This is a genomic window from Pseudaeromonas sharmana (assembly GCF_042649925.1).
GTDB classification, from domain to species: domain Bacteria; phylum Pseudomonadota; class Gammaproteobacteria; order Enterobacterales; family Aeromonadaceae; genus Pseudaeromonas; species Pseudaeromonas sharmana.
Window position 1 is genome coordinate 34,268 of sequence record NZ_JBHSAF010000012.1, and the last position, 18,398, is coordinate 52,665.

Annotated in this window: 14 protein-coding genes; 12 read left to right on the forward strand and 2 right to left on the reverse strand. The window is 55.7% G+C overall.

Features of this window, described 5'->3' with window-relative positions:
• Window positions 1–12 precede the first annotated feature (12 nt).
• Both ACFOSS_RS09775 and ACFOSS_RS09780 read right to left on the reverse strand, forming a co-directional pair.
• The gene (locus ACFOSS_RS09775) at window positions 13–2,163 is read right to left on the reverse strand and encodes a methyl-accepting chemotaxis protein (protein ID WP_377152155.1); all 2,151 of its coding nucleotides are present in this window, start codon (window positions 2,161–2,163) and stop codon (window positions 13–15) included.
• A gap of 175 nt (window positions 2,164–2,338) precedes the next feature.
• On the reverse strand, window positions 2,339–4,105 hold the full coding sequence (locus ACFOSS_RS09780) for a putative bifunctional diguanylate cyclase/phosphodiesterase (RefSeq protein ID WP_377152156.1): 1,767 nt from the start codon (window positions 4,103–4,105) through the stop codon (window positions 2,339–2,341).
• 522 nt (window positions 4,106–4,627) lie between these two features.
• On the opposite strand from ACFOSS_RS09780, the gene tssB reads away from it, so the two are divergent.
• The 12 genes from tssB to ACFOSS_RS09840 all read left to right on the forward strand — a co-directional run bounded on the left by tssB (window position 4,628) and on the right by ACFOSS_RS09840 (window position 18,363).
• On the forward strand, window positions 4,628–5,122 hold the full coding sequence (gene tssB, locus ACFOSS_RS09785; RefSeq protein WP_377152157.1) for a type VI secretion system contractile sheath small subunit: 495 nt from the start codon (window positions 4,628–4,630) through the stop codon (window positions 5,120–5,122).
• Between the two features lie 10 nt (window positions 5,123–5,132).
• Complete coding sequence (gene tssC, locus ACFOSS_RS09790) at window positions 5,133–6,602, forward strand: type VI secretion system contractile sheath large subunit (protein ID WP_377152158.1); 1,470 nt, start codon at window positions 5,133–5,135, stop codon at window positions 6,600–6,602.
• Window positions 6,599–6,985, forward strand: a complete 387-nt coding sequence (tssE, locus tag ACFOSS_RS09795; RefSeq protein ID WP_377152159.1) for a type VI secretion system baseplate subunit TssE — start codon at window positions 6,599–6,601, stop codon at window positions 6,983–6,985. Before tssC ends, tssE begins: the two co-directional genes overlap by 4 nt.
• Window positions 6,982–8,685: a type VI secretion system baseplate subunit TssF gene (locus ACFOSS_RS09800; RefSeq protein ID WP_377152160.1), complete on the forward strand. Its 1,704-nt coding sequence runs from the start codon at window positions 6,982–6,984 to the stop codon at window positions 8,683–8,685. The genes tssE and ACFOSS_RS09800 overlap by 4 nt, the downstream gene beginning before the upstream one ends.
• A gap of 149 nt (window positions 8,686–8,834) precedes the next feature.
• On the forward strand, window positions 8,835–9,581 hold the full coding sequence (locus tag ACFOSS_RS09805; RefSeq protein WP_377152161.1) for a type VI secretion system baseplate subunit TssG: 747 nt from the start codon (window positions 8,835–8,837) through the stop codon (window positions 9,579–9,581).
• Window positions 9,578–10,105, forward strand: a complete 528-nt coding sequence (gene tssJ / locus ACFOSS_RS09810; RefSeq protein ID WP_377152162.1) for a type VI secretion system lipoprotein TssJ — start codon at window positions 9,578–9,580, stop codon at window positions 10,103–10,105. Before ACFOSS_RS09805 ends, tssJ begins: the two co-directional genes overlap by 4 nt.
• A gap of 2 nt (window positions 10,106–10,107) precedes the next feature.
• Window positions 10,108–11,400, forward strand: a complete 1,293-nt coding sequence (tssK, locus tag ACFOSS_RS09815) for a type VI secretion system baseplate subunit TssK (RefSeq protein WP_377152163.1) — start codon at window positions 10,108–10,110, stop codon at window positions 11,398–11,400.
• Window positions 11,397–12,095, forward strand: a complete 699-nt coding sequence (gene icmH, locus ACFOSS_RS09820) for a type IVB secretion system protein IcmH/DotU (protein WP_377152164.1) — start codon at window positions 11,397–11,399, stop codon at window positions 12,093–12,095. Before tssK ends, icmH begins: the two co-directional genes overlap by 4 nt.
• A 37-nt stretch (window positions 12,096–12,132) precedes the next feature.
• Window positions 12,133–13,572 carry a sigma-54 interaction domain-containing protein gene (locus tag ACFOSS_RS09825; protein ID WP_377152165.1) on the forward strand — a complete coding sequence of 480 codons (1,440 nt, stop codon included), beginning with the start codon at window positions 12,133–12,135 and terminating at the stop codon, window positions 13,570–13,572.
• Between the two features lie 167 nt (window positions 13,573–13,739).
• Window positions 13,740–14,045 (forward strand): type VI secretion system-associated protein TagO, encoded by a 306-nt coding sequence (locus tag ACFOSS_RS09830; RefSeq protein WP_377152166.1) that lies wholly within the window; start codon window positions 13,740–13,742, stop codon window positions 14,043–14,045.
• Window positions 14,045–15,331, forward strand: coding sequence for a type VI secretion system domain-containing protein (locus ACFOSS_RS09835; protein WP_377152167.1), 1,287 nt, complete (start codon window positions 14,045–14,047; stop codon window positions 15,329–15,331). Before ACFOSS_RS09830 ends, ACFOSS_RS09835 begins: the two co-directional genes overlap by 1 nt.
• A gap of 224 nt (window positions 15,332–15,555) precedes the next feature.
• Window positions 15,556–18,363 (forward strand): ImcF-related family protein, encoded by a 2,808-nt coding sequence (locus ACFOSS_RS09840; RefSeq protein ID WP_377152169.1) that lies wholly within the window; start codon window positions 15,556–15,558, stop codon window positions 18,361–18,363.
• Window positions 18,364–18,398: the final 35 nt, after the last annotated feature.

The following is an 18,398-nucleotide window of genomic DNA, read 5'->3' on the forward strand; positions in this document are numbered from 1 at the left end:
AGCCACACAAACTCAGATGGTGGCACGTTCGCTGACCTGGAAGCGTCCGGCCATGGTCGCCAGGCGGGCGATGGTATGCTGGGTCTGGCCGACAGACTGATTCAGATCATCCAGCGCCCCTTTCATTGCCAATGCCACATCAGCAACCCCCGACGCCTCTTCGGCATGCTCGCGACCCCGCGCCGTCAACTCATGAATCGTCTCGAACAGCTTCTCGACTATGCGGCTCTGGCCCGCATTGTCACCTGCGGCTTGCTCGGCAATGCGCAACCCCTCCTCCATATTGACCATGCCTTGCTCCATCACGCTGACAGCGTCGCTGGCCTGTTGCTGCACACGGCCAATCATGCCTTCTATCTCGGCGGTGGACTGCCGCGTCCGCTCAGCCAGATGCCGTACCTCGTCGGCGACCACGGCGAAGCCGCGACCGGCCTCCCCGGCACGTGCCGCCTCGATCGCCGCATTCAACGCCAACAGATTGGTTTGTGCGGCGATGGCCTGAATGACGCCAATGATGTTACCAATCTCGCGCGTGCTGGCACCCAGGTCACTGATGGTCTGGGCGGAGGCCCCCACCGTCTCGCGGATACTGCGCGTCCGGCTGGAAACCAGGGCAAATTGCTGACGCGCTTGCTCCGCTTGCTGCGTCATCGCCTGATGCATGTCTGCTGCCGTCATGGAGGCCGAATTCAGGCGCCCCATTTGTTCCTCCAGTGAACTGAGCGTCCGTCGCATCGCGGACATAACCTGTTCGACGGCACTGGCCGAACTCTCATTGTGCTGCTGCATGCGACGATTATCCTGTTCCAGCGTCTGACTGGTGACCATGACATTGCCCAGCGTGGCATCGAGGTTATCGACCAGGCTATTCACCCACTGTGTCATGATGCCCGTCTCATCACTCACCAGCGCCCCTCTGTCCAGCCGCAGTTGCAGGTTTCCCTCGCCCTCGGCAATGCGGCGCAACATCGCGATGACTTGCCGCAGGCGGCCGGCCAGCGGGCGTGCAAACCCCTGCTTGAAGAACCAGCCGCCCACCAGCAAACCGCTCAACTGCAGTGTCAGCGCCCAGAGGGGAGCAAGCTGCAACCCGTGCGCCAGCGCCGTTGCCCCAACCCAGGCCGGCATCACACTCAGCATCACGCCTTTCACCAGGCGGAAGCTGACAGAGCGGTAGCGGTAAACCTCCTCCAGATCGGCCTCGCACATCATGCCCCATACATCGGGCGAACCCGGCAGCTGGAATGTGATCCCCTTGCCGATGACCGGTATGTGGCGGTAGTCGGAATAACCAGGATAAGTCACAAACAGATTGTGCCCATGACGCATGGTTTCGCGCACGCCGGGGTGCAACTCGCCGGTCGCCGGATCGTTGAACTTCAACTCCAGTTCGGTATGTTCGCGCACCCGCACGGTACCAAACGCGGTATGCACACCATCCTTGAGATTGTCGCCCAGGCTGAAGGTGCGATCCTCAAAGCGGGAACGGGACAGTGCCGTACCCGGAACCACAGCAGGATCCAGCACGGAGCGCACCATGAACAGATAGTTGTCGCCGGACTCATGAAAGATATGACCCGCTTCGCGCTGAATGATATCGCCAATCACATCATTCGGGACGCGGGCACACAAGGTCGCCACCCGCTTCCCCTGCTGGAATACCGGCTGATGAAACATCAGCGTCACGGCGTCATGGAAACTTGAGGTGGTGGCTCCGAGCAGGCGGGTACGCTCATCACGATATGGCCCCTGCAGCAGACGCCCCTGGGCCTGATGACGCAAGATATCCACCGAGAGCGTCTGCCAGCCGCCACCTTCGTGACGCGAACTCAGTAGCAGTTGCCCATTCAGGTCTGTCACAAACAGCTCGCTGGCATCCGCCAGCAGCCGCTGTCGTTCCCGCAGCCAAGCGGCATCCACGCTATCCAGCGCTGGAAGGGTCAACGCCATGCTTTCCAGCAGGCTCCATTGCTCCTCGGTCCACTGTTGCAACAGCGCCAGTCGGGTGGCAGCAAAACTGTTGAACGCCTGCTCCATGGCCTCAACCCGATCTCGATTCCGACGATAGGCCCAACGCATCGCCAATTTGCCGGTTTTGCCCCACACGGGCAGCCAATGCCGTTCCTGGAGGCTCAGCGCCATCAGGTCACTCTGTAATCCCATACACCATCCTTATTATCTGATTACCGACAGACGCGCTCCTGCGTCTATTGATAAAACAGCTAGCAAGGACTGTACCTAGTCTGGTGCAACATCGCGCACCGCCTTTTGTCAGCGTAGCACCAAAAAAAGGCGCAATATCAGTGCATTGCACCAATATGCCACACATGTGTGCCTGTCATATGGCCAGCATGGGGGTAGGCTCACAGGCTTGGCCGGTCTCGACGACCGGATGATGATGTCGCAAATACGACATCAGGTCGGCCCAGGCCAGGGGTTTGCTGAACAAGAAGCCCTGCGTGTATGCACAACCCTGGCTGCAGATGAAGGCCTGTTGCTCCTCGCGCTCAATCCCTTCGACCACCAATTGCATCCCCAGGTTATGCACTATGTCGATCAAGCCTTTCAGCAACAATCGGTCCTGAGTATGCCCCGGGATCTGCTGGACAAAGCTACGATCGATTTTCACCAGATCCATCGGATAGAGTCGCAGATAGTTCAACGCCGAAAAGCCCGTCCCAAAATCATCGATCGCGATCAGACACCCAGCACTGCGTAGCGCGCGAATTCGCTGCAGGTGATCCTCATGTCCCTCCATGAAAATCGACTCGGTGATTTCGAAAATGAAGGAGGAGGGAGCCAGTTCATGCTGATGCAAGACATCCAGCCAATCCCGGCCATCGGGGTTTAAGGTATTAAATTCCAGTGTCGAGCGATTGATTGAAATCTGGAGCCAGTCATACCCCATTGCCTGTAACTGTTTCAGATCCTGACAGGCGCGCGCCAACAACTTCTCGCCCATCGCCTGAATCAAGCCGCTCTGCTCTGCCAAAGGAATGAACTCTACCGGGGAGATCACCCCCCATTCTCTGTGGGTCCAGCGCGCCAGCGCCTCCAGCTTGGCGACCCGACCCAGCCGATTATCCCAGATGGGCTGATAGGCCAACTCTATTTCGTTCTTGCTAATGGCATCCATCAACTCTTTTTGCATGCGCTCTCGATGCGCAATACGATCCAGCATCTGGGCGGAGAAGCAGAAGTAATCACGCTGTTGCCGTCTGGCTTCAAACAGCGCGACATCAGCATGGCGCAGCAGTTGGTGGTGATCATCACCATCCCGCGGCCACAGCGCCCCCGCCAGCGTGCCCGACAGTCGCAGCTTCCGGGGCCCGACGTCAAAGGCACGATGCAACTCGCGCAACACCTGTTCTGACCACTCCTGCAACTGGCTTTCGCTGCTCAGGCCAGGTAGCAATAATGCAAAACCATCCCCGCCGACACGCCCGATCAGTTCACGACTCCCCACCAGCAAGCGTAAGCGTTCAGCCAGTTGCTGCAGCAGCACATCGCCCGTGTGATGATCAAACTGTGTATTGATTTGGCAGAAATTTTTTAAATCGAGGGACAGCAGCCCAAACGGCATACCATGACTGCAACACTGCTCCAGTTCAGCATAAAAACCGGGACGGTCGAGCAAACCGGTCAAGGGATCCAGCATGCGTACCCCTTGCTGTTCCAACTGGGCCGGCATTTGTTCCTGCTGGCTCAGGCCAACCAGACACAACAGCAAGGACTCTGCGGCCTGATAGCGGCAAATCGTCAGTTGCTCCGCCAATAGACGCCCGGATTTATGCCGACTATAGAGCCGCCCCTGCCACAGACCATGCTGTTCAATGCCCGCCAACACAGAATCGAGCAGCGTGGAAGTATAGATGCCTGAGCGCAGTGCAGGAGCAGGTCGCCCCACCAGCTCGCTCCGGTTAAAGCCGCATAACGCCTCAAAATGGTGGTTTACCGCCCGAATCGTTCCCTGCTCATCACACAGCACAGCGCCAATACCATACTTTGCCAGTCCACCCTCGAGCGTCTGGTCGATGTGCACTGACGGCATGGCGCCCCCTTGCCAGCGACGTATCATCTTCATCACCTGCTGTTGCAGACGCATCGTTACTCCCACATCCTTGATTCATGCTTCAGGCGGCCCCCCTGCTCGGGACGCTCACTAAAGCAAAGAGCGTGCCTCTTGCCTGACTGGAGCACCATAATCAGGCAAAAACAGGGAAATGATGCTGACAATGCCTGCGCTGAATCACGGCTGTCAACATTACTGACATCAGACTCAGCACGATGCCGTGTTTTTAACCAAATCCGTATGCCAAAACGGAAGAATAAAAGCCGCTGTCTGACTGCCGTATTTCCGCTTGCCTGTCATCGCTGACAGGCACTGAGTGTCATTCACTTTAAATGCATGTTTTATAAGCAATAATTAACATGAATCAACATTCCCCTTCCCGGAGACTATCTGTTTATGAATAACGCCACCTCTTCCAGGGCGTTATTTTGCCGACACCGACATCGTTGACAGGTGACATGACCTGGCAGCGGGACTGCCAATTGTGGCAGCAAGAGCGCCCACCCTCTGACCGCTAGTATCAGCCGACGCACAATACAGACAAGCGAGGCGGCCATGCCGGATCATGAGAACAGTGTCGCGCCACAGGAACGCATCTCCATTCGCTACCGTTCCAATCAGGGCGCAGAAGAAGCCGATGTAGAACTCCCGTTGCACCTGTTGGTGCTAGCCAATCTGACTGGCCAACCCGACCCGCAACCGCTGAGCCAACGACAACCCATGTCGATTGACAAGAACAGCTTCACGGCGGTAATGCAGCAAACCGGATTACAACTGACACTCGAGGTCCCTGACTGCATCAGCGCGCTCGACGACGCCACCCTCTCCTGTCAACTGACTTTCAGCAGCCTTGAGGACTTCACGCCAGACCGCATCGTCACCCAAATTCCAGCCTTGCAACGTCTGCTACAACTGCGCCGCGCGCTCGCGGCGATGAAAGGGCCGCTACGCAATCAGCCCGCGTTTCGACAACAGCTTTTCCGACTGCTGTCCGATCCTGGATTGCGTCAACAACTGCTGACTGAACTCACCCAGACTGATAGCGACTGAGGATAATCGTATGACAACGCAGACGACTCCACGAGCCCTGGTACCCCAGCTGCTGGCGCTGGCCTGTCCACATACAAACGAGGACCATGAGCATCAGCTCACACGTGACGGAGTGCAGGCCTTGGCCAACTGGTATGAGCACCCTCAACCCGCCGCCTCAGAGCCTGCTGCACGCCCCAACCTCGACCGAATGATAGCCGAGCTCGACAACCTGTTGAGCCGGCAGATGGATGCCATCCTGCACCACCCAGATTTCCAGGCACTGGAGGCAAGCTGGCGCGGCCTCAAGAGTCTGGTCGAACGCACCGACTTTGGAGAAAACATCCGCCTGCGCGTATTGAATGTCACGACTCAGGAGTTGAGTGAGGACTTTGACGAAGCGGCCGAGATCAGTCAAAGCTGCTATTACCGTCATGTATATGCCAGCGGGTTTGGTCAGTATGGCGGAGAGCCTGTCGCTGCGGTCATTGGCGATTTTGCCTTTACGCAGCAGGCTCCTGACATCCGCTTACTGCATCAGCTGGCGACCGTGGGGGCCATGGCGCATGCCCCCTTCATCTCCTCAGTATCCGCTCGCTTTTTCGGGCTGCAACACTTTGGCGAACTGGGCCAGATTCAGGATCTCAATGCCTTGCTGGCCGGCAACGGCTACCTGCGCTGGCATGGGCTAAGAACCACCGAGGATGCGCGTTATCTAGGGCTAACGTGCCCACGCTTCTTGCTACGCCTGCCTTATGACCCGCTGGATAACCCGACTCACAGCTTCTGTTATCAGGAGCAAACCCAAGCTAATCATCAACACTATCTGTGGGGCAATAGCGCCTATCTGCTGGCCAGCACCCTGACGCGAAGCTTTGCCCGTTACCGTTGGTGCCCCAACATCATAGGCCCACGCCATGGTGGTGAAATCAACGGCTTGCCGATTCCGCTGTTCGAATCCATGGGCCAATGGCAATCCAGGATCCCGACTGAGGTTCTGATCACCGATCGCAGAGAGTTGGAGCTGGCGGAGGCGGGATTCATTCCGCTGACACAACGCAAGGACAGTGGAAGTGCCGCCTTTTTTTCTGCCAACTCGGTACAGAAGCCGCAAGTCTATGCGCAAACCGAGAGCGGCCAGCAACAGGCGCTGAACTATCGGCTCGCCACCCAATTGCCCTATCTGATGATCATCTGCCGCCTCGCACATTACCTCAAAGTGCTGCAACGCGAACAGATCGGCGCCTGGAAAGAGCGCCAGGATCTGCAGCGGGAGTTGAATCGCTGGATCCGACAGTACATTGCCGATCAGGAGAATCCTCCCGCCGATGTGCGTAGCCGGCGTCCGTTGCGCGCCGCAGCGGTCGAAGTGCTGGAAACCCCTGGTGAGGCCGGATGGTACCAGGTCAGATTGATGGTCCGCCCCCATTTCAAATACATGGGAGCCAGCTTTGAACTCTCGCTGGTCGGTCGACTGGATCGGGAGCCCGTCGCATCATGAGTCGTTTTCTAGAGCGCCTGGAGCGACATCACATCGACGAACGCCCCTCCATTTGTCGACATCTGGTGCAACTGCTCGCCAGCCGGCCTGGTCACTGTCGCTGTAGCCCGGCATTAGGGCTGGAGCCTGCAATGTTGCTGATGCCGGCTTGTGAGGAGCGACAACAGCAATTGGCAGAGCGTATTCACCAGTGCATCGTACAGTACGAACCCCGTCTGACACGCCTCTGCGTGCAACCGTTGCCGGCGAGCGGACCCGCCATGCTGACCTTTCGTATCACGGCCGAGCTCGCTATGCCCGCGCGTCATGGCTCCTGCCAGGCATCCCCGCAGCCCCTGGTCTTCTGGCTGGACAATCTGCATCCGCTGAGCATTCGCCTATGAGCAGCCTTGATGACTACTTTCATGAAGAGTTGCTGCGCTTGCGCTATGAGGGGGCAGAGTTGGCACAGCAACGTCCTGATTTGGCACCCTTTCTCGGACTGCCGGCTCAGGATCCCGACATTGAGCGCCTGCTGGAAGGCGTCGCATTCCTGTGTGCACAGATCCGTGGACGACTCGATGATGAGTTTCCCGAATTGAGTCAGGCACTGCTTGAGCTGACCGCCCCCCAACTGCTCGCTCCGCTACCAGCAATGGGGTTGCTGCATTGTCAGCCACCCCGCGGGGCTATCATGACACCTCAACCTCTCAGTGCTGGCAGTGAATTCTTGACTGTTCCGCATCCGGATGGGGTGCAGACAACGATGCGTACTCTGCGCGATGGCTGGATCTTTCCTGCCGAACTCATCAGCAGCAATTTCACCTCCACCTCGATAACGATCATGCTTGAGCTGTTCCAATCCGCCAGTCTGAGTCTGCTGCCCTGGTCTAAGCTGACCTTCTGGCTGAGTGGAGATCCCGCTCACGGTGCCGAACTGTTTGCTCTGCTGCATAACCACCTGGCAGCCTTGACCCTGCAGACCGACAGCGGAGAAGTCGTGTGGCCAACGACAGCACTCGCGTTAGCCGACCTGTCAACACTGACGCCGCTGTGCGGTTGCGGCTTCGATGGCGGCAGCCTTGAGCTGCTGGATGACTGGCTACACTTTCCTGCCAGCCTATTGTTCTTCCATTTGAATCCCCCTGTCGACAGCAGGTCAATTCAGCTGCAGCGTTTGCAAATCCGCCTGATCTTTGACACCCAGATACCCGAAACGCTGAAACTCTACAAAAAACCTTTTCAAATCAATCTATTTCCATGTGCCAATCTGCATCGAGCTCACGCTGAGCCGATCGTTGTCGATGGCAGTAAAAGCCGCTATCCACTACTTTTGGCCTCGCTCACCCACATCCCGGAATGGATTGTTCATCTGCGTCAGGTTGTCTCGGAGGTCAATGGTCACCACCAGGTGTTATCCCCTCTCGGCACTGCAGCCACCACAGGCCACACCGGCAATTATCTGTTACGCCAGGAGCAACACTGTGGGCAGCAGATCCGCTATAGCCTGCAGCTCTCCTCGGAGCCGGAGCACGTTGCAGGCCACACCCCTGATATTCTCAGTGTCGAGATGGATGTATGCAGCACCACATGGGCCGAGCGGGTGACCGCAGACAGCGAGTTCATTCCCGGCCAGGGCAGTTTGTCCTGTCTCCGCGCTCGATTAGCCACACCATTGACCAGGACGCTGCCTCCGAGCCTTGCCCCCCATAGCTATTGGCAATGGCTTGGGCAGATGTCATCCCACCTCCATCAACCCTTGAATCACGAGGGGTTATGCCAGCTGCTTAGCTCCAGACACCGTCTTGCCAGGGTCGATGAGGCTGCACAGCGAAAACTCACTCAGCAATTGACCGCCCTGCTCGCGGTCGAACAGCACCGCGAGTACCACTGGCATACCGGGCAACCCTATCCCCGTATTCACACACGGGTAACGCTGGATCGCGCCGCATTTGGCGGCGCTGCGGAGTGCCTGCTGTTTGGTTACGTCTTGTCAGCCGTCCTCACACGGCGCAGCCCGGTTAATACACTGCACCGTCTGACCCTGACTGATCATCACACAGGAGGAGAGCTGTCATGGCCTGCCACCCTATCCACATGCTGAGCAAGGTTAGACCCTCGCTCCCCCCTGATAGATCCGAGCTGTTTGTTCAACTCGAGCACCATTATCGCCATCAGACGCAGCTGCATTGGCGGTCACCGAGTGACAATCGCTTCTGCACACATGAGGCCGTGCTGGATAACGATAACAGTATGATGCTGGCTGTTTTGGCGCTGAGTGGCAGCACATCGCCACTGCCAGGGTATTACCTGGAGGCTTGGCAAGGGGCAGGATTCAGCGACTCCGCCACGCGCATGCTGCTTGAGCTGATTCAGCGTCATCTGCTGGCACTGTTGCACCGAGGATGGCGCAAGTATCGCTACTGGCTTCCCACGCCTGAGGCCACTGAACACGCCTGGCTGCGTGTGTGGCGAGGCTGGTTGGGTATCGGCAATACAACCCTCACCGACGCTACACCATTGTGGCCTCTCGTCCGCGTCTTACTATCCGGCGCCAGTCGAGAAGCCATCCAATACTATTTGCAGCAACTTCCCGGCATGGCTCCACTGCGGCTGGAAAACGGGGCTCGCCGCCGAGTACCGCTTCCAGATGACGTTCGACTTCGATTAGGAGTAAGCCAACTGGGCCATCACGGCGTGCTGGGCGGTTATCAGTACACATCGTGTGATCACATTCGCTGTCGGCTAGTCAATCGACATGACGGTGACTGGCCCCACTGGCAAGCCCAAGGCGCCGCAGCCGAGATGATGCTGCAACAGCTGCGCCGGTTTACGCTCGGAGCACTGAGCATCGAGTGGTATCTATCACTGGCTGAGCACCATCGTCGCCAGGGGCGTTTGGGGGCACGCTGGAAGACTCGCCTGGGTTGGAATTGCCATCTGGGGCGCCCCCATAGCTTGGCTATCGTTGGCTTCAGGGACGAGGGAGCCAACCGATGAAAAACCGAATGCAGGCTCTGCGCTGCTTGCCGGTACTGTTATTGGCGTTGCTTGCAGGCTGTAGCACGCTAGACAAAATGGGACGGCTGCTGCTTAACCCCGATTTACCGCTGGGAGGCCCGGACCAGCAACCGAGTCAGCTTTTCTTATTGTTACTGGCAGAGGATGCTTCTGCAGACAACAAGACCAGCGAAGACCCTGTGCGAATGCTCGTCTTCCAACTGGCCGATGATTCCCGCCTGCTGGCGGCAACCCGTGAGGAGTTGCAATCTGATCCCAAGCAAGCCCTCGGCGTGAATTATCTGTGGCATCAGGAATACACGCTGGTGCCCGGTCAGTTCAAAGCGCTCGCCATCGGCGCTGTGAATCCAGAAAGTCACTATCTCGCCGCCGTCGTCCTCAATGACCTGGCAGATGCTCATCACTGGCGTGCATCTGTGCGCATACACCCCATAGGACATCGCTACCAAATACTGCTGACCAGACAACACAAGCAACTGATTGTGAAAAAAGACGAGGAGTAAAGATGGAGCATTCCGTGGTTTGGCGTGAAGGGTTGTTTCTGCGCCCTCAGCATCTGCAGCAACAGGATCGTTACTGGCATAGCCTGTTACAACGGTATATGCAAGCCTTGTTTCCGCATGCCATCGGTGTGTTACGACTGGAGTTTAGCCCAGTCCATCTCCTTGCCGGGCATATCCAACTGACACAACTCGACGTTTGTCTACCGCAAGGCCACTGGTGTCTGGCACCGCAACGAGACGCCTTACCTGAGGCGCTCGCCCTCACCGAAGAGTGTATTGAGGGCGAGCTCCTCTATTTAAGCGTCGCCGATGAGCATGGTCACCCGATGCCCATCAACTGTATCACCCGCTCAATACCGGATGTTATGTCCCAGCATGCCATGGCCGCAGACATTGAGCTTGCGCAGCTACGTCCTCGGTTGTACTGGCAGCACCAGGTTAAAGATATCGCCGACGCGCTTCCAGTTGCCCGGATTAAACGGCTGCATGCAAACGGCCACATTGAACTAGACACCGAGTATCTCCCCTGCACCATGACACTTAGCGGTTCAAAAGGGCTGGAGGTTCTGTTACATGGTGTCTTGCAGTTACTCCGGCAGAAACAGCGACAACTGACAACACCAGAACCAAGGCTACTCACCGCTCACCACTGTGCTCATCGCACCCTGCAGTTGATATGGCTAAGCCGCAATATCACGCGTCTAAACCATCTGTTAACCCTGGGTCATAGCCAGCCTGAGGCGATCTTCGATTATTTACTGGAGCAGGAAGCCGAGCTCTGTGCCTTGGCGCCCTCTCCCTCTCCCGCCCCCTGCCTCGATCCTGTGCGTTATTGCCATACCGAGCAGGACCGGTGCTTTAAAGCCGTGATCGCCCGGATGGTCGAACGGTTAACTCCATTCGGCCTGGACGGGTTACACCCAATCACAGTTCAGTCCTCAGGGCCCGGCCAGTATCGCGCCACTTTACAGCCTGCGGACATCGCCACGCCTTACCGTCTCTGGCTTGGCCTCAAGGCGAATTCGGGTGACCCCCTCGCTTCGCAGTTGATTCAACAACAACTCAAGATTGCGTTTCCCGGCACCATGCCAGATTTGTTGACGCTGCAGTTACCTGGGTTGGCACTGCGCATGGTTTCAGCTCCGCCAGCTGGGTGGCCAACCGACTACCTCTGCATCGAAATTGTGCTGAATGAGGATCAACTTCGACAGCTAGAACAAGAGCAGGTTTTGCTCATCCAACTGACGGGGGAGCTCCCGGCCCTGACACTACAACTGTGGATACAGATACTATGAGCGGCACATCACACCCTACGAGCCCATTGCAGAGCGCCCTGCTGGACAATCGACTGCTATGGCATGCCCACTCTTTTTTGCGATTGTTATGCCAGCAACAGCACCTGACCGTCCCAGAGGATCTTTTCAGCTTTCAGCAGACGCTGATTCAACAACTTCAGCAACTTGGCGCTCGCCTCATCGCGGATGGGTATTCCGAATCTGACTGTGATGGCTGGCGTTACATGCTTTGTTGCGCACTGGATGAAGCCATCATGAGTCGCAGCTGGGAGCTGCCCTCGCCGTGGCCGCAGATGACGTTGATGCTCTATTTTTATCAGGAAGGCAAAGCGGGCAGCCGACTCTATGAGCGTTTGGACGGGTGGCTTCGCCAACCAGCGCCTCCGCGGGAGCTACTGCAAGGCATCCATCTGTGTCTGAGCCTGGGCTATGAAGGACGATATCGCATTGAAGCCGGTGGTGCAAAAATCCATCGCCAATGGCGCGAACAGTTATTTCATTTTTTATATGGCCATCCGCAGCCCAAAGTCTTGTCATTTCCCGCATTGATTCACCTGATGCCACAACCACAACCCGGAACCTCCTTCGCGCCGCGCCGAGGGCTGTACTGGCTCTGGCTGCTGTTGTTCACCATCGCACTCTACTTGTTCTACCAATCTCAGCTCAACGACCTGGCGCATCAGTGGATACGCTGAATCTGTACTTTCACTCTTTGCATGAGGTGCCATAGCGATGCAGATGGCCACGACGAATCCGATCAACCCGCATTTGGCCGGTGAAAGCTCCCCTCGCACCGGGCTATTAGTTCAACTATCCCAGTGTTATCCGGATGGCGATCTTTTGCTCTTGCACTTCTCGGCGCTAACTCGTCAGCTGACCGCCATCGGGACTCGCGGCATCTCATTTACGCTCAGCGCAGAGGATACGCTAACGACAAACCCGTTTTCATTGCTGTTGCCTTCCGGAAATACCCGTAGTCATGCCTCCTTGCTACGTAGCGGCTTGATGCAGATAGACTGGCTGAAGGCTTGGTGGCATGCGCTGGATCCCCTGTTGGCCATTCACATCGGCATCCTAGACGAGGAGCATCTGCTACTGATGGCTGGCCGCCCCAAAGCTCTCCGTCTGTGGCAACAGGATCCCCGCATTCAGAGTCTGGCGCGACACTATCTCAGGGCCGCCACCTTCAGACCCATGATAACCGATGCAGATGAGTGCCAAGTCCACTTGCAACGCTTAACCGGCCAGTCATCCGCCGTCACTCAGTTACGCCATGAGTTGCAGTTGGCCAGTCGCCATCGACTGACGGTATTACTACAAGGTGAAACAGGCACGGGAAAAGAGATAGCAGCACGCCTGATCCATGATCTCTCGTCACGTCACGCCGCCCCATTCCTCGCCATCAACTGTGCGGCCATCCCGGAGAATCTGGTAGAGAGCGAACTCTTTGGTCATGTAAAGGGGGCATTTTCCGGCGCGATCCGCGACCAAACCGGACTGCTGGAACAGGCCAACGGCGGTACGCTATTCCTTGATGAAATCGGTGATATGCCGCTGGGGATGCAGATAAAACTGCTCAGAGTCCTTGAAACTCGTCAACTACGGGCCCTCGGGGCGAGGCATGAAATTACAATTGATCTCCGTTTGGTTGCCGCAAGCCACAAATCACTGCCGGAGATGGTGAACAATGGCTCCTTCAGAGCGGACCTGTTTCATCGATTGAGTCAGTGTCAAATACAGTTGCCCGCATTGCGATATCGGCGCGAAGATCTGCCGGCGCTCTGCCGGCAATTCACACAAGAACATAGCTCTGGGCGACAGCAACGCACGCTGGATGCCGGACTGCAACAAGCCTTAGGCCGCTATCCTTTCCCTGGCAACATTCGCGAGCTCCGTAACTTGATCGCCATCGCCTGCGCGATGACTCCCGATAGCACTCCCTTGTCGCTACAGTATTTACCCGAAACGTGGCGCCAAAAGCTCGAGTGTCATGCTCAATCAGACCCGTATGGTCACATAAAAGACATCCGTCTCGCCGTGCAACAATTCGAGGCCGCGGTCATTGACGCCCGTTTGCACCGTTTTACCGGTAATCGGCAGTTGGTGGCCGCCAGTCTTGGGCTGCCCAAACGCACACTGGATAACAAGTGCCGCAAGTTGGGGCTCAAATAATGTTGGCCTGGTTTTTACCTATTTGGCTCTCTTCCGGGCTCAGCATTAATCAGTGTGCCAACGTTCCGGACCCCCAGCAGCGTCTTGACTGCTATGACCAGCAATCGAAACCACTAGAGTCTCCACCTGCGAATACACGTGAGGAAACAATCCCTTACGGCTTCCGCTTGCACAACGGGGACGGTTTTAGCCTGCATGTACAATGCCGTGGCCTGTTAACCTACCTCTGGCTGGAGCTTCCGGAACCGGTCACCGACACACCACAACTGCTGCTAGATGGTATCCCGACAAAAGCGCACTGGTTTATTCAACATAGCGGACAACGCCTGGAATCAGGACGCGGGTTACCTGCCATCAACCGACTGAAACAGTGGCAGCAGCATCACACCTTGACGCTGATTGGGCAGCCTCCCTTGTCGCTGCATCCGTTGGCGACGGCACTGATTCCCATCCGTCGGAGGTGTCATTGGTAATGTCATTACGTCATCAAAGTTGGCTCGAGCAACTGGATCAGCTGATGCCGACATCTCCCCACAATCGGGCATTTGATTCCGATGATCCCCGTTGGCAAGCCATCGAAGGGGCGCTTTTGCAACTGGAGTCACCTTACTGGTGTTCAGCGCACGCAGACAAGCTACTACCCACACTCAAACAGCTAGTGATAGAAAGCCCCCACCAGATACCGCGTTCAGCACTATTACGCGTGCTAACCCTCTCCTCTGAACCGGAGGACTGGCAACTGGCAGTGCAATTACTCATTCGCTGGTTACAAGGGACGGAGGCATCACAACACTGGCTGCAACCAGGAAAAAAAGCGTTCCTGATAGCCTTGCTAAAGCGACTCGAGCTAAGCCGGACTCAATTACCGGCAGAGATGAAATGGCAGGCACAGTGGCAAGCATTACGACAACTTCTGCCCGAAGATTGCCGCGGAGGCGATGATTGCCTGCCCCAAACGGCTATTGATGCTGCTGAGCAGCCTGCTCCGACGCATCGCGAGGCAACTGACAACACTATCATGTCACGATTAGTCGAATCGCAAGCCCAACAAAAAGATGTGCAGCTACAGCAGGCATTGCTACTGACACAACATCACCCGGGCCAACCGATTGGCTACCGCTTGAGGCGGCATGCGATCTGGAGTCACATACAGAACCTCCCAGAACATGATGCCAGAGGCAGGACGGCTCTCTGGGCGCCGACTCCAGATCAGTGCCGAGACTATCAAACAGAACCTGCCTCGATCGACAGATTGTTAACGTTGGAACTCAGCCTAGAGCAAGCGCCTTTTTGGCTGCATGGTCATTACCTGGCGGCCCAACTCGCTTCGGAGATTGGGTTTAACGCGGTGGCTGATGCCATCCGTGATGAGCTTATGCAATTTTTGACACGACTAGCTGGGGTCCGATGCCTGACCTTTCAGGACGGTCGACCACTTCTGCAGCGGGAGAGTGAACAGTGGTTAACGCCTTCTGCGCCATTAGCCGCATCGGAATGCTGGCACCAACTGAATGAACAGGAGTTGTTGCCCTGCCTAGAGAGGCAACTAGCGCAGGGGCTACAGCGCCGGGAACAGGATCTTATCCTATTGCAGTTTCTGGAACACAGTCGAGGGGCGTTTCCCAACGTCACCCAACACCTTTCCCGCTTATTGCACACACAACTGCAGCAGCAGCCACTCGAGTCATGGGAACCGCATATTTTCGAACGCCTTAATCGATTGGTTTATCGATCAGAATCAGACAAGGAAGCCCGATGACACCCAATCTAAAACGCTTATGCTTGACACGATTCGTTCCTGTCTCGGGACGGCTCTGGATTGCAATCACGTCTATTTGCTTACTGACGTTAATCGCACTTTGGCAGTTGAACCCTCCAGCATGGTGCATTTGGCTCTGGTGGTCAGCACTCGCTTTACTATGGTTCATCGGTTGCCGAATAGTGCTACGGCGAGGTAGTGACTCGATAACTACGGCCAGAACAGTGCCTAGCTGGGTATTATTACACCAAGGATCTTCTGATGCCTTCAGTTGGTTGCAGGCTCACGGCTTCACCACGTCAGCCTCATCGGTAATCTCCGCAACCAGCGTATGGCAGCATGAGAAATACCGCAACGTATGCATCAAGGTCTGTCTGCTGGAAGGTCTATTCTCGAACACTGCCGGCACAGAAGAGTCGGCAGCCTTGACCGCCGCCATAGAGTCGGGGCAGATCGGTCTGATACTGATGGTTCACTGGCCTGAATCAATTTCGTCCTTGCCGCATGAGCAAGACTTCATTGGAGTACCGCTTGCGAGACTGATGCCCTATATCAAGAATGAAACACCGCTTTACCTGATCTGGCATGGCGGTACGACGATACCGGGTATGGACTCATGGAACCGCCGACTCTCGACTGCACCAGAGCAGCAGCCTCTCGGCATTCACTTTGGTCTGCGGCGATCGCCCGAAGAGCAACTCGCTGAGTTTTGGGCCGAATGGCGCACAGCTGAAGCTGAGGTGCTATCGCAACAGCTGTCTCAACATAATTGCCTGTCGACTCGACAGCAACTTGACTGGCATATCACACTGGAACAGCTGAGCCAACACACGCAGCAGTACGTGTCCATCCTCAGAGCGCGAGTATCCGGCGCCCGCCTGACAGGCTGCTATTTCAGCACTCTGGTTGACCCGCCCATATCAGGCATACCCCTTTCGCCTTGCTGGCTAGCCAGCATGCTGCAACAGACACAACAAGGTTTCATGCTAAACCCGAGACAAAACGCCCCACGGCGCCTGGTTGGACTGACCACTGCGACGCTTGTCGTCGCTTTGTGTTGGCACCACTGGCATCAGGTATGGACAGAGGATGAGGAATTACTCAAACACTGGATGATAAAACAACACGAGAAAGAAGATGGCACTTCACAAGCGCTCGATCAGATGTTGTCTCGACTCGAAATGTTAATGCCAGCACTTGGCGACGCAGATCACGTCTGGCAATGGGGTCTATACAGAGGTCATCTGGTTAATCGTCAAACACTTTATTTTCAAAGTCTTATCCGCGAAATGCAACCATGGTTGATGCAATTTCTGACTGCGCAGCTCGAGCAACAGGCTATGGGCAGTTTGGAGCATTACGATACCCTTCGCGCCATTCGTGCTCTTGATTCACCCCAACCCTCACAGCACTCTTTTCTTTTTCACTTCTTAGACCAAAAACTAGGCTCGACTGCGGCTCGTTTAAGGCCTCATCTCATCACACTTTTGCATAACTATAATTGGCAAAATGCCCGGCAAGAGGGCGAAACAAACGCGGTCGAACGCTACGCTGTCTTTGCATCCGAGATCCGTAACGCCCAACGCTATTGGCAAACATGCACCACAGCTGAGTGCTACTACACATTGTTGCGCCAGCAGTTGAACTGGCAACTCAACCAACTCATACCTTTGTGGAAGTTGCTGGGGCCACATGCGCAACAGCTATTCATCCCGCCACAAACATCGCCCGTTATCCCCCGGCTGTTCATGCCTGATGGTGCCAAGCAGTTTATGACTGCAACGTCACAATGGGCTGAATGGCAGTCACAACATGCTTGGCTCATCTCACCGTTACCCGCCATCGCAGCAAGCGACATAGCGTCAACGCAAGGCCTACAGCAAATACGAAATCTCTACCAACGGGAGTATATCGATACCTGGTTGATGGCATTAGGTGAACTGCATATTGCAGCAGAAAACATGCCACAGCTGGTCAATCGCTACCAACATGCAGCCGATGGAATACGCGAGATTCAGTCGCTTATAGACACTCACGTCAATGTAATCCCACCACTCTTAATGCCCATTAAAATAGACCCGGAGGGGAGCAACACTATGGTTCATCCGTCCCGATTGATCACAATCCAACCAGAGAATCAGTGGCAGGATCTCGAAAGATTATTCCATCGTATTGAACTCAATCTTGCCTTGTTATGGCAGCGTAAATTCAGCATAGAAAACGAGCACCAGCTAAGTGCTGAACTCGAACAACTGGAACAAACCCAACTTGGACTCACCAGCTGGCAACAAGAACTTGTGAATACAACGTATCGCGAAGTCAATCGACTTGCGGTTGATGAGTTGGAGCGAGATTGGCAAGAAGAGATCAAGGAACCCTTTACTCAACTTATCGAGCAAAAATATCCATTCAACCCTCGAGCCCGAGATGAAGCAGGACTTGGTGATGTGGAAGCATTCCTCGCCCCCGGGGGTAAAATTGATCGCTTTTTTAACGATAAAATTGAACAGTCACCACTAATGAAGCAGGCATTGTCTTCCCCGCATAACCAAGCTGACGGGTTGGTTGAATTCAAAGAGCGACTCTTACAATTGCAAAATGCGCTCTTCGATGACGAGGGACACCTAGATCTGCGAGCCAGCATAGAACCGCTACGCATATCACCCAGCACGAGGCGGGTAATCATCAATCTGGCAGGGCAAATCATCGATGTACGTCATGGGCTGTTCCCACGCATGGATGTGCACTGGCCAAATGATGTGAATCCGGATGGTACCAGTCAAATTACCTGGATTGGTCTGGATGGTACCGAGAGAAGACAGACCGTCACAGGCGTGTGGAGTTTTTGGCGGTTATTATCAAGCGCAAAAGGCCACCAACGGCTTGAGGATGAGCAGCTAGATTTTAGCCATGGACCTAACATCATGAGCATCAAGGCCAAATTCGGCAGAAACACTTCGTTGAACTCGCTGCTGCAGTCATTGGACTCGTTTCAATTACCAGCCCAGTTGGTAATCAGAGATAACGAGTAATCCCAGTCCCATGGGTCATAGAGATCCTGCGTACT

Coding starts and splice junctions, on each gene's coding strand:
- ACFOSS_RS09775 (WP_377152155.1), bottom strand. CDS start 2,163: ATGGGATTACAGAGTGACCTGATGGCGCTGAGCCTCCAGGAACGGCAT.
- ACFOSS_RS09780 (WP_377152156.1), bottom strand. CDS start 4,105: ATGCGTCTGCAACAGCAGGTGATGAAGATGATACGTCGCTGGCAAGGG.
- tssB (WP_377152157.1), top strand. CDS start 4,628: ATGCCGGATCATGAGAACAGTGTCGCGCCACAGGAACGCATCTCCATT.
- tssC (WP_377152158.1), top strand. CDS start 5,133: ATGACAACGCAGACGACTCCACGAGCCCTGGTACCCCAGCTGCTGGCG.
- tssE (WP_377152159.1), top strand. CDS start 6,599: ATGAGTCGTTTTCTAGAGCGCCTGGAGCGACATCACATCGACGAACGC.
- ACFOSS_RS09800 (WP_377152160.1), top strand. CDS start 6,982: ATGAGCAGCCTTGATGACTACTTTCATGAAGAGTTGCTGCGCTTGCGC.
- ACFOSS_RS09805 (WP_377152161.1), top strand. CDS start 8,835: ATGATGCTGGCTGTTTTGGCGCTGAGTGGCAGCACATCGCCACTGCCA.
- tssJ (WP_377152162.1), top strand. CDS start 9,578: ATGAAAAACCGAATGCAGGCTCTGCGCTGCTTGCCGGTACTGTTATTG.
- tssK (WP_377152163.1), top strand. CDS start 10,108: ATGGAGCATTCCGTGGTTTGGCGTGAAGGGTTGTTTCTGCGCCCTCAG.
- icmH (WP_377152164.1), top strand. CDS start 11,397: ATGAGCGGCACATCACACCCTACGAGCCCATTGCAGAGCGCCCTGCTG.
- ACFOSS_RS09825 (WP_377152165.1), top strand. CDS start 12,133: ATGCAGATGGCCACGACGAATCCGATCAACCCGCATTTGGCCGGTGAA.
- ACFOSS_RS09835 (WP_377152167.1), top strand. CDS start 14,045: ATGTCATTACGTCATCAAAGTTGGCTCGAGCAACTGGATCAGCTGATG.